This is a genomic window from Brevibacillus sp. IT-7CA2 (assembly GCF_949767855.1).
Lineage (GTDB): Bacteria > Bacillota > Bacilli > Brevibacillales > Brevibacillaceae > Brevibacillus.
Genome location: NZ_CATKQT010000011.1, coordinates 828,070 through 841,362 on the forward strand (window position 1 = coordinate 828,070; position 13,293 = coordinate 841,362).

The window sequence follows — 13,293 nt, forward strand, 5'->3', positions numbered from 1 at the left end:
AGTGGTATCTCATCCAAAGCGAGGTCAGGATTTTTGATGACTTCGTTTACGATATTCTGATAATGCTCTGCCATCCGCTGTATCGTCGCTTGATCAAATACATGTGGATTGTATTTCAGATTCAATACAAACTCGGCTTCCTGCTCAAAAACCTCTAACTCAAATTCATACTCGCCCTCTTGATGAACACCCTCAATCAATTCGATGGCAAGCTTGTTTTGACATTCATCATAAAATCGCTGCAAGCTTTGCGATTGCAGAAAATTTTGGTACGTAAAGATGATATCGAATACAGGTGAATTTCCATGAAGTCGAGGAATGTTTGCCTCTCGAACCATCGCTGGGAAAGGATATACAGCGTGATCCATCCCGTCAATCAGCGTAAGCTGCAATTCCCGAATGAACTGGGAGAAAGACTTTTTCCCTGTTACCTGACTGCGAATGGGAATCATATTGACAAAATAACCGATTAGAGAATCGAATCTCTCTTCTGGACGCCCCATTGTCGGCATGCCGACAATCACATCTGTTTGTCCTGTATAGCGATACAATAAGGCTTTAAATACTCCTAACAAGAGAACAGAAGGGTTCATGCGGTAATACTTGGAGAGCTGCCTCACCTGCTGACTCAAATCTCGTGAAAATACGTGCGTAAAAACTTGTCCCTCAAAGCTTGGTGCAGAAGAACGCGGGCGATCGGCAGGAAGCTCCAGTTGTGGAAGCGTCCCTGACAATTGCTCCAGCCAGTAAGAACGATGTTCCCCACCTTCCGAGCTTGCCATCATGTCCTGTTCCCACTTTACAAAGTCAGCGTAATCGGTTGAATTCAGTGTTACTTTTGGCTGCTTTCCTTCGACCAGCTCGATATAGGTATGGACCAATGCTTGTAGTAATAGCAAGGAGGAATGTCCGTCAAATATCATATGATGAATCGTAATCAGGACAAAATGCTCTTCTTCCGAACGCGACAATAGATGAATGCGAAGCAAAGAACCCTTTTCCAATGAAAAGGGTTCTTTTACTTTTTGCCTGAGATACGGCAATACATCCTGGGACGTTAGGCGTGAGATGTCCTCCTGCTCAATGGCAAGCGATTGCTCCAGACGTTGAAGCAGATACGGAACACCCTGCTTTTCCGCAATCGAACGCTGTAAAATCGGATGCTGTTTTCGTACAAGGTGGCAAGCCTGTTTAAATAAGGCTACGTCCCATTTCTGACGGATGCAAAAGCATAACGGAACATTATAAGCACTCATCGTAGGAGACATTTTTTGCAACATCCACAATCCTTGCTGCCCGACGGACAGAGGACTTGTAAACGATGGGTTTTCCAGCTCCAGAAGCTTCTCTTTGACTTCCGCAGCAGACAGCTTACCTTCTTTGTAAGCCATGAGAATTTCCCGTCGCATCATATCATCCCTCCTTTGTCGATTAACTGTTCGATCTTTTCCAAGCTTAGCAGGCCTTCTTTGAATTTTTGCAACATATCGACTGCGGGATTCTCCGTCCGTTCACCGCTATCCTGAGACATTGTTTCTAAATCTGTAGTGGAAGCGATCTCTTTATGACTCCACTCTTTTATTTTTATCGCAAGTAGATGGGCCAAGGACTTCATCGTCGGGTTCTCCAGCACTTCTCGCCCTCTGATCTTGATGTTCCAGCGCTGCTCTAAATGACGAATCAGCTTGGTAACCATGATCGAATCCATGCCATAGTCCAAGAAATATTTGTTTAGCTTGATTTGCCCTTCCGAAAGGTGCAATTCCCGTGAGAGAAATTGTGCCATATCCCGCTGGATGTTTTCCTCTGTTGGGCTGTCCGGGTTGATAGCAATCGCTAACGTCGCTTTTTCTATAGGTGGAGTGACCGTTTCAGCGCCAAGCCAATAGCGTTCTCTGGCAAAAGGATAGGTAGGCAGAGAGAGCATGCAACGCTCTTGTGGATGCAAGGATTCCCAAGGAATTTTACCTCCCTGCGTCCAATGAAGGGCAAGCTTTTCTAGATTATTTTCTGCTAAAAGAACCTGCAATACGGTATCTCCTACCTTGCCAGAAAGAAGATTTCTCATTCCTGCATGGTCTTCTTCGAGATCTCCTGTATAGATAGGAATCGATGCAGTTGGCTCACTGCCATGTTCGACCGCTTCCAAATATGTCTGTAATCCATGAAGCAGTTCATCTCGATCTTGAACCACCATAGCCAATCTGCATTCCATGGCTTCTCGTTTCACTTGAAGCGTATAGGCAAAATCCTCCAAGGAGAACGCTTGCTGCTTGGCAAATGCAAGCATCTGCTCGGCAACGGCACGCAATCGCTCAGCATTTTTTGCCGAGAAAACAACGATCTGGGGTGAAGTGGCAGAAGAAATGGATTTCATCTCTGTCTGCGGCGGAATATATTCTTCGAGGATCAAATGAGCATTTGACCCACCTGCTCCAAACGAACTGATCGTCGCCCGGCGCGGAACCTCTCGTTCTTCTCCATTGATTCTCACCACGGGTCGATCCCACTTTTGTCGATCTTTTTGCAAATAAAAAGGCGTTTCTGCAAAATTGACATGCGGGTTCAATGGCTCCGCTTTTATAGAGGGAACCAACTCCTGATGCTGTAGCTGCAAGATCACCTTTGTCAGCTGAGAAATACCAGAAGCTGCTTCGGCGTGTCCGATATTCGATTTCACCGACCCAATTGCACAAAACTGAACATCGTCCGTCTGCTTCGAAAAGGCATTTGCTAACGCCTTCAACTCAATCGGATCTCCCAACAGCGAACCATTAGCGGCGGCTTCCACATAACTGATCGTCCGTGGATCAATGCCCGCTCTAGCAAAATTTTCTTCTATCAATTGCGCTTGTGCTTGGGGATTAGGTACAGAAAATCCATTGGTACGTCCACCATGATTGGTCGCGGCTGATTTAATAACGGCTAAGATGGAATCTCCATCTTCCATCGCTTTTGCTAAAGGCTTCAATAGTACAGCGCCTACGCCTTCTGCTGGTAAATATCCGTCTCCATCTCCAAAGCTTCTACTGTCCGCGTGGCTTCCAATCATTTGGGCCTGACTTAAGCCTAGGTATTTCTTAGGATGGATCGAAACATTCACGCCACCAGCGATAGCAAGCGAGCTTTCTCCCTTCATCAAGCTTTCGCAGGCGTGATAAATGGCAATAGCAGATGAAGAACACGCTGTATCAATCGCCATGCTTGGACCTTGCAGATTAAAGAAGTAAGAGACTCGGTTGGCAATCGAATGGTAGGAAGAGAGGGAAATGATAGCGCCCTTTTCCATATCCGTATCAAATGCGTGATACGGCTGATACATCGCCCCTACATAGACGCCGACTCTATTATCATATTGACGTTGTAATACCTCTCGCGTGTGTCCTGCCTCTTCGAGCAGATTCCACACGGTTTCCAGGAAAAGGCGCTCTTGAGGGTCCATCATTTCTGCTTCCCGCGGAGAAATATGGAAAAACTGCGGATCAAATTGATCGACGCCGTCTATGAAGCCGCCCCATTTGCTGTATGCTTTTCCTTGTCTGTTCTTATCCTCGGCAAAATACAAGCTGTGATCCCAGCGCTCTTGCGGAATCTCTGTAATACAATCCTGGCCTTCCCGCAAATTGTTCCAGAACTCTTGTATATTGGAAGCCTGTGGATAGCGACCCGAAACACCAATAATGGCAATGTCTAGGTCAGTTGTTGTTTGTTTAATTTCCTGCTCACGCGTAACAAACCGTGAGAAACGACGGCGATGGTCTGTTATGGATTCAGTAGGGGCCAGCGCGGTAGCGACATTCTCTGCTGTACTTATCTCTACGGTTTTCCCAGCCCCCATGATTTCGATGATTTTGTCTCCATGATGTGTCAAAAGATAGCCTGTCAAATCCTCTATGTTTTGGTATTCATAGAGTAACGTTTTCGACAGCGAACCGAATGCCTTCTCCAATTGATTGGTCAATTGCATCGCCATGACCGAGTCGATCCCGTATTTCTCCAACGGAGCATCCTCATCGATTTTATAAGCTGGGAGCTTGATAACAGCAGAAATTTCCTTTTTCAGATACTCCCTTACTTTTACCCGAAGCACATCTTGTTGCCCAACGGAAACAGGCTGTTCTTTCTCCAGTTTTGCAGGGGTACTTGCGCTCTCTGCTGGTTGGAACTGTTGTATGAACCGATTCTGGTATGCATCCATCAAGTGTTGCGAGACAGCAAAAAGCGTCGGGTACTCTACCAATACAGTTGAAGTAAGTTCAAGCTCATAGGCTTGGTTCAGCTTGTTTGTAAATTCGGTCAGCTTAATCTGGTCAAAGCCATACTCATGGAGCTCAGCGTGGATTTCAATATCCTCTCTATCAACCTTGAGCAAATCAGCGACCATTTTCAGCAAAGATGCTTGAACCTCGCTTTGCGTCAATGAGGTCACAGAGACCCCCATCAGCCTTTGCTTCATTCGTACAAGATCGCCTTCCATGACCATCAACTGATCTTGTCCCGAAGCTAACCCCCGATACAAGCAGTCGATACCCGAAGCCGTCTGCATAGCAACCATGCCCAGTTCGTCCCACAAGCTCTTTTCTATCTCTTCATCTACCTGCATTCCGCCCTCTTTCCACAGAGGCCAATTGATGGAGATAGTCTGCCCCTGCCGTTCGCCTAGCGCGATCTGTTCGTTGCGGTAAGCGGAGTAGTTATCCATAAAGGCGTTGGCCGTTGCATAATCTGCTTGGCCCATATTGCCCAAGCTTCCAGCCGCTGAAGAAAAGAGCACAAAGAAATCCAGATTCAGCCCCTGAGTCGCTTCGTCTAAATGAATGAGTCCCGCAACTTTTGGCGCGAGAACTGCTTGTACTTCTTCTTTAGTTTTCTTCAAGATAAAGTTGTCGCGAGTCACGCCCGCCCCGTGAATGATCCCGTGAAGATCGCCAAACTCTGCTTGAATACTATGGATCAAATCCTCTACGGCCTTTTTCTGCGTAACATCCACTTGGCGATATTCGATTCTTGTCCCGTTGTTCGCAAGCTTACGAAGTTTTGCTTGCTTCTCCTCTGTCAGCGCAGAGCGACCCGTCAGAATCAAGGTGATGCCACGGGCTTTCTCCGCCATTTCTTCGGCAAAAATAAGTCCCAAACCACCCGCTCCGCCTGTAATCAAATAAATCCCGTTGTCTTTCCACGGTATACTTACTTCATGCTGTGCGGCCGCAACTTCACTCCATCCCGCAATAAATCTTTTCCCTAATTGATAGCGAATCTGGCTGTCTGTAGGACAAAGGCTGTTTGCTCTCAACTTCTCCGCCAATTCCGCTGAATTTTCTGTTGAATCGATTTCGATCAATTGTCCGATTACTTTCGGGTTTTCGATCTGTGCGGTTTTCAACAGACCAGCTATTCCAGCAAACAGTCGTTGTTCCGTTTCGAGAGGAACAACAATCTGAATCAGCACCTTCCCCTTTGGCTTTGCTTGAAGAAGGGCTTTTATTTCTTCAAACGCCTGAACAGCATACACTTGGAATCGTTCGGCTATGCCTTGCTGATCGGATTGCAACACAAGGAATCGCGCACCGTTTATCTGAGAGGAAATGCTTTCCCAGGAAATCTTCCCTGGTTCGCAGAGCATCACCACATGCTGTTCATATTCAGGAGCTTTGGCTTCCTTAGGAATGGCTTTTTCGATCCAATCAGGCTGCATCATAAGCGTACCAATGACTTTGCCTGATTCCCCTATACCTTTGCTTTTTGCAACTCCGACAGTTTTTTCACCTTCGAGCACCCTTGTTGTGAATCCCTTCATACTTACACAAACCTTGCCTTGCTCATCACACAAATCAATGTCGAGCTTCTGTACTTTTTGGGTAACTGCATTGCCGTTACTATATCGAATCAACGCCCATGCAGCAGCTGTAGAAGCACTGTAAATGTTCAATTCCTCCAAGGCAAAAGGCAGGGACGGCTGGAGGTCGGTAGTGCCCATCATAAAACCGAGCGATGCCTGTAATGCGGCGTCCAAGATACTCGGATGGAGGACAAAATTTCCTGCTGTATCCGTAACAGAGGGAGGCAAGATCAGCTTCGCCAGCACTTGGTCTGGCCCTACAAACAGCGTCTCAATCCCTTGGTGCGATGGACCGTATGCCAGTCCTATCCCATGAAACGTTTCGTAGCACTGGCTAAAGCTATAACTACTCTCTGTACACTGTGCTTGAATGGCAGAAAGGTCGAGCGTTGGCGCTTCGATAGCTGATCGTAGTACTGCTCTTCCCTGGCTATGTACTACTAGATTCTCCTGAGCTTCCCTTGACTGGCTGTAGATTTCAAAAGCGATCTCACCATTCTCTTCCGGGTATAGTCCCGTGTGTACTTGGATCGGTGCCTCTTCCACAATAACTGGTTTCACCCACACGATATTTTTCAATTGAATCGCCGACTGGTTATCAGATCGAACACCTGCTGCCAAATCCACAGCTACTCGTGCCATCTCGAGATAAGCTACCCCAGGCAAGACCTTTTGCCCCTTCACGACATGATCTCTAAGGAAAAACTCCTGTCCTGTAAACGTCGAACTGTGCCGTTGTTCCGAAAGTGTAGACGTATTTTGATGCAGCATGGGATGAAGGGTAGCCAGCGCTCCTGCTGCGATAAGACCAGTTTCTTGTGACTCCACCTTTGGCAGCCAATAGCGCTCTCTTGCAAAAGGATAAGCAGGTAAGCTGATTCGACGAGGCTTCGTATCCCCGTAGAGTTTGTTCCAGTCAAAAATCAGTCCCTGTACCCACATCTGCAAGATCTTTGCGTATTTCCCTTTGGTGATCCATGTATCGATTGCCTGTTGTAAATCTTCATCTGCGGCGAAAACATCCATCGTTTCTTTATTCCGCTTTACCTGACCCGTGAACAGGTCTTGTCTATCATCCTCATCTTTCAGATAATACGTTAACTTCGCTTCAAGCTCGGAGATCGACTTGACGATCACAGCGAACCGCTCTTCCATCGCTTCACGTCCTACTTGGAGCGTGTAGGCCATCTCTGCTAGATCGTTGTCCGTCAGCATTTGCTCCCGAATAGCAGACAACAACCGCTGCACTTGCTCCCGGAGACGGACTTTATTCTTCGCTGACAATACGATGACAGCTGGATGTTTTGCCGAGAAGCTGATTGGTGGTCGGTGTTCCTCTTGGATGTATTCTTCAATGACGAGATGAGCATTAGCCCCTCCCGCACCAAAGGAGGATATCCCCGCGATTCTTGCATATTCTCTGGTTACTCCATTGATTTCAATGACGGGTCGCTTCCATTCTCCCAGTTCTTGCTGCACCACAAATGGAGTCTTGCTAAAATCAATGTTCGGGTTAAGTGTGCGGGAATGTAGGGACGGGACTAGCCTCTTGTATTTCATTTGCAGCAATATCTTGGTCACCCCTGCTATCCCTGCCGCACTCTCACCATGCCCGATATTTGACTTGGCCGAACCAATCGCGCAGAACTGATTCTCCTTCGTGTATTCCTGAAAGGTCTTCGTCAATCCGGCAATTTCAATGGGGTCTCCTAAAGAAGTCCCTGTACCGTGTGCCTCTATATAGCTGACAGTTCGCGGGTGAATTCCTGCTTCTTCAAAAGCTCGACGAATCACTCTTGATTGAGAATGAGGATTGGGAACCGTATAACCGTTCGTTTTTCCACCATGATTAATGGCGCTTCCTTTGATCACACCATAGATATGGTCTCCATCAGCGATTGCTCTCGCCAGAGGTTTGAGCAATACCGCTCCGACCCCTTCGCCAGGTACATATCCGTCGCCACCTTCCCCAAAGCTTTCGCATCGTCCTTTACTGGAGGCGAACTTGCCCTGCGACAAATACAGATATTTGTTTGGATGAATAGAAACATTCACACCACCTGCGATTGCAACCTCACATTCGCCGCGTTGCAAGCTGTGACACGCTAAATGAATCCCCGTCAACGAAGAAGAACACATCGTATCGATCGCCATGCTCGGACCGTGGAAATTGCAAAAATAGGAGACGCGATTAGCGATAGAAGCTGGACTTCCCGCAATCGTAAGCGCTCTGCCCAACGCCTGTTCAGCGGACGCATAGAGCTGATATTCCTCGTACATAACGCCTACGTAAACACCTACATTGCCTCCCAAGCCTTCGTGCTTGCCAAGAGCATCGCGCGTATACCCTGCATCCTCTATCGTTTCATAGACGCACTGTAAAAATAATCGCTCCTGCGGGTCCATCAGCTCTGCTTCCCGTGGGGAGATATGGAAGAACAACGGATCAAATTGATCGACACCGTCTATGAAGCCGCCCCATTTGGAATACGTCTTACCGATCTTGTCCTTCGCTTCATCAAAGTACAGACAGTGATCCCAACGGTCTTTTGGGATTTCGGTAATACAATCCTTGCCGTCACGCAGATTTTTCCAAAAGTCTTGTATATTCCAAGCTTGCGGATAGCGTCCAGAAACACCAATAATGGCGATGTCCAACGCTCCTTTTTCTCGCTGGGTTTCCATGCGCAGGGACGCGAATCGCTGAGACTTGCGTTTTTTGCTCCTGCGCTCTGTCTGTGCTGTCCTTTCGTCCACAATCGTTGCTTCTGGCTCTTGCGTGAGGGGGGCTTCCGCCTTTTCCCCCATCCCCAGGATGCGCATCAGATTTTCACGGTAGTTTTCAAGGAAATACCCTGTTAATTCTTTAATCGTTTGGTATTCAAAAAATAGCGTTTTTGGTAACGAACCAAATAGCTTTTCCAACTCCTTCGTCATCTGCATAGCCACAATGGAATCGACACCGTATTTTTCCAACGAGGCGTCCGCTTCCATTTTAGTTGCTGGCAATTTGATGACGGAGGAAAGCAGCTTTTTAAAATAATGGGTTGCCTGTTCCATCAGTGAGGAGGAATCCAAGGCCTTCTCCGCTTCGAAAGTAACGGAAGCTTTTGGCGCTTCTACGCCTGATCCAACAGATTCATTTGTGATCTTGCGCGTAGAAAAGCCCTTCATCCGCACTTGGACATTCCCGTTCTCGTCACACAAGTCGATATCAAACTTCTCCACTTTATCTCCAGCTTTACTGCCCTCACTGTAACGAATGAGTGCCCACATGGAAGCGGAGCAAGCACCTACGATCTCCAATTCTTCAAGAGCAAAGGGAAGTATGAGCGAAAAATCACTCGTTGCTATCATCAAACCAAGCGACGCCTGTAGAGCTGCATCGAGCAAACTCGGATGCAGACCAAATTGCCCTTGGGTCTTCACCACAGAAGAAGGGAGCGACAGCTTCGCCAGCACCTGCCCCTGACCGATCAAAATTTGCTCGATCCCACGATGTGCAGGCCCATAGTCGACTCCCATCTTTTTGAAAGCCTCATAGCATTGTTCCGCGCTGAGTGTGCTTATCTTGCACTGTTCCTGCAATACGGAAAGATCGAATGATGGAATATCTGGAATCGAGCACAACACGGCACTTCCCTGACTGTGTACAATCTCCGCCGTTTGATTCTGATCTTCCTTGCTATCGCTGTAAATTTCAAAAACAATCTCACCATTCGTCTCAGGATAGAGTTCGATATGTGCCTGAAAGGTTTCTGCCCCAACAGCCAAAGGTTGAGTCCAGACCACATTTTTGAAACGAAGTCCGTCCTGTTCTTGCTCCGAATCAAGACCTCCCGTCGCCAACTGTATTGCTGCCCGTGCCATCTCCAGATAAGCCGCACTTGGCAAGACACGTTGACCCTTGATGACATGGTCATTCAGGAAAAACTCCTGTCCCGTAAACGTAGAGCTAAACCGCTGCTCCATGAAATTAGATGTATTTTGGTGCAATAAAGGATGAATCGAGCCCACCCCTGCGCTACTGCTAACAGGCTTGGCTTCGATCCAATAAGATTCCTTGGCAAAAGGATACGTTGGCAAACTGATACGACTCGGTTGCTCTTCCTGATAAAGCTTGTTCCAATCGATAGGTAAGCCCTTCACCCACAGGTCGAGAAGCTTGCTGTATTTACCGCGTTCCATCCATCTCGCAATCGTTTCTTCCCATTCATCATCGGACGTCAAAATATCCAGCATTTCCTGATTTCGGTTTACCTGACCACGATACAAATCAGCAATATGCTCTTGCCCTTCTACATAAGCTGTTAGTTTTTGTTGCAACTCCTTCACAGAGCCAGCAAGGACAGCAAGACGCTCTTCCATGGCTACACGTCCAACCTGAAGCGTGTACGCCATGTCGACTAAGCTCGCATCAGACAAGGAGTGTTCTTGGATAAAGGCTAACAACTGCTGTGCTTTCTCATACAACCTCTCCGCATTCTTTGCTGACAAAACAAGAATAGCCGGGTTCTCGGGGGTGATCTTCCTACTGGATCGCTGTTGCTCTTCCGGAATATATTCTTCAATAATCACATGGGCATTGCTTCCCCCTGCACCAAACGAGGAAATCCCTGCAATTCGTGGATATTCATTGGTTGTGCCATTAATCTCAACGATCGGTCGTTTCCATTCCGCCAACTCTTGTTGAACCACAAACGGAGTCTTGGTGAAATCAATATTGGGATTGAGCGTGCTGGAATGTAAGGATGGTACTAATTGCGCGTGCTTCAGCTGCAATAATATTTTCGTTACGCCAGCAATCCCTGCCGCACTCTCACAATGTCCGATATTGGACTTGGCCGATCCCAATGCGCAGAACTGTTTGTCTTGGGTGTCTTTTTCAAAGGCGCGAGTAAGTCCAGCAACCTCGATCGGGTCGCCCAGCTCCGTTCCTGTTCCGTGTGCTTCCAGATAACTGACCGTTCTTGCATGTACCTTGGCACGTTGTAAGGCATCTGCCACCAACTGCGCCTGCGCCTGCGGATTCGGAACAGTATAGCCATTCGTTTTCCCCCCGGTATTCATCATGCTTCCTTTGATGACTCCGTAAATATGGTCACCATCGGCTATCGCCTTATCCAAAGGCTTCAAGACGATAGCGCCCACACCCTCTCCATCCACAAAGCCGTCCGCTTGGTCGCCGAAGGACTTGCATTGATTCGAAGGAGAGAGCATCGTCAAAGCTGACAATTTCATATAGTGGACAGGATCGACAATGAGATTGACTCCCCCAGCGATTGCACACTCGCTAGTACCGCTGTACAAACTTTCCAAGGCGAAATGAATCGATGTGAGAGAAGCGGAGCAAGCCGTATCCACCGCCACACTTGGACCTTGAAAGTTTAATAGATAAGAGAGTCGATTCGCGATCGACCAATAAGTGGCTCCCGTCGGATAATTGCCATTCATCACGCCGACAAAAACGCCTACTTTTCTGCTTTCACACAGAGTTGTAGGCGTATATCCAGCGTCCTCAATACTCGCATAGGCTTCTTGTAAAAATAACCGTTCTTGCGGGTCCATCTCCTCGGCTTCTTTTGGAGAGATTTGAAAAAATAAGGGATCGAATTTATCCATGTCATCGATAAATCCACCCCATTTTGTATACATAGATTCCTTTTTGCCTTTTTCTTCGTCAAAATAGTTCTTCCAATCCCAGCGATCATTAGGGATTTCAGAAATGCAGTTTTTCCCCTCTTTTAAACGATTCCAGAATTCATCCACATTTTTCGCCTGCGGATAACGCCCGGAAAGACCGATGATCGCCACATCCCGCACCACAGATGAAGGCGAAATGGATTCCTTGCTCTCTTGTTCCCGAACGGATAAAAAGCGTCTCGGTTTTCTCACAGGAAGATCGGTGTACGCCATTGAAGCAGAGACGGCCATATCCTCATTCTCTATCTCGTTCTGGTATGTTTCGTCAATTGCTTCTTGTGCTTCTAATCCTATTACGCTGATCAACGCTTCCTTTTGCGTCTCTATGAGAAACTCTACCAAGGCATCAATCGTTTGATACTCGAAAAATATCGTACTGCTCATATTCGCAAAATCTTTGCGAAGCGAATTGGTCAATTGCACAACCAGAATCGAATCAATCCCATATTGCTCTAATGGAGCTGATGATTTAATCTGTTGGGTCGGAATTCTAAGCGTTTCACCAATTAACTTTTTGATATAAGCTGTACTTTTTTCGCGAAGCAATTCCTCAGTGACTCTGCCTGACTTTTTCGCTGGTGTTGTGCGTACAGGCACTTGTTTTTTGAGTGGCTTCGCCTTCAACTTTGAAGCTTGCTTTTTTGCAGGCGAATACGCAACTGTAACCGCCGACTGCCTTGGTTGACTGCTGCGACGAATAACCCCATCACTTTCTGCAACAATAATCTGTTGGCATAAATCCAATTGCTCTTCTGCTGGCAAGAAAACAGATCGGTATCCTACCTTCTTCAACACCTTTTGCCATGTTTCAACCGTTAACAGGGGACAGCCGGGAATACGCCATTCTGGATCATCATAGCGCCACCAACCATCCAGCAAGCCAAACGTCAAGTGAGCAAACAAGGTATTGCTGGTCAACTCATTTAGAATCAGTAAGCCATTTTTCTGTAAAGTTGTTTTGGCGTGGTGTAAGGTTTGGCTAATATTTTTCGTAGCATGCAATACGTTTGTGGCAATCACCAGATCATAGGTGTCCGCAGCGATATCCTGATCCTCAAGAGGCTTTTCCACGTTAAAAATCCGATACGTGAGATAAGGGTTTTCGGCTCCGTATTCTTTTTCGGCGTGAAGTAAAAAGGCTTGCGAAATATCGGTATAACAATATTCCTCGATATGCTTCTGAAAGGGTTTTAGCCTTGGCAGTACGATCGCACTGGTTCCACCTGTACCTGCCCCGATTTCCAAAATTCGAATCCGTGCAGAAGCATCTTGCTCTGTACGCTGCTTCACATAGGTAACAATTGTATTGGCGAGCACTTCGTTAAAGTAGTCCGCAACCTCGTTGTGTTTATAAATCCCTTCCACCAATTCCATCGAAGAATTAGGGAACATGATCTCTGTAGCTGGAATCTTTCCTAGTAAAATCTCTGGCAGTACACGCATGGTTGCCTCTACCAGAATCACCTGAGCTTTACTATTCGGTTCGTTGAGCCTTGCTGTTTTTTCATTCTCCCATTTTTTCCATACTGTATCGAGATTGATAGGGGTGACATCGTTTGCGATGAGCGACTCTCCATCGTACGCAAGATATTGGTTTTGCACGAGAACGGCTATGCTTTCTTCCAGCCATTTGCCGTACCTGTCATGCAATTTGGCTTTGAGTTCTGCTATTGTCTGGTTTTTTACCGTGAACAGCCCGATTGATTGTAATTGACCATAGAGTAGTTCACTGAGAAGCTTATCCATTATAT

The 13,293-nt window shown here is 47.0% G+C and carries 2 protein-coding genes and 1 pseudogene (1 of these 3 only partly in view); 1 reads left to right on the forward strand and 2 read right to left on the reverse strand.

Annotated elements, in window-relative coordinates:
* A protein-coding gene (locus tag ACM6JA_RS10360; RefSeq protein WP_414852205.1) for an amino acid adenylation domain-containing protein crosses the window boundary here: on the reverse strand, positions 1-1,412 show its start. The gene continues 20,071 nt to the left of window position 1, outside the view; only the first 1,412 of its 21,483 coding nucleotides appear in the window; it begins with the start codon at positions 1,410-1,412; its stop codon lies beyond the left edge, outside the window.
* Complete coding sequence (locus ACM6JA_RS10365; RefSeq protein ID WP_414852250.1) at positions 1,409-12,859, reverse strand: SDR family NAD(P)-dependent oxidoreductase; 11,451 nt, start codon at positions 12,857-12,859, stop codon at positions 1,409-1,411. Before ACM6JA_RS10365 ends, ACM6JA_RS10360 begins: the two co-directional genes overlap by 4 nt.
* Here ACM6JA_RS10365 and ACM6JA_RS10370 point away from each other — a divergent pair.
* A pseudogene (locus ACM6JA_RS10370) lies at positions 12,779-12,961 on the forward strand (hypothetical protein); the annotation flags it as partial. The gene ACM6JA_RS10365 and the pseudogene ACM6JA_RS10370 overlap by 81 nt on opposite strands.
* Positions 12,962-13,293: the final 332 nt, after the last annotated feature.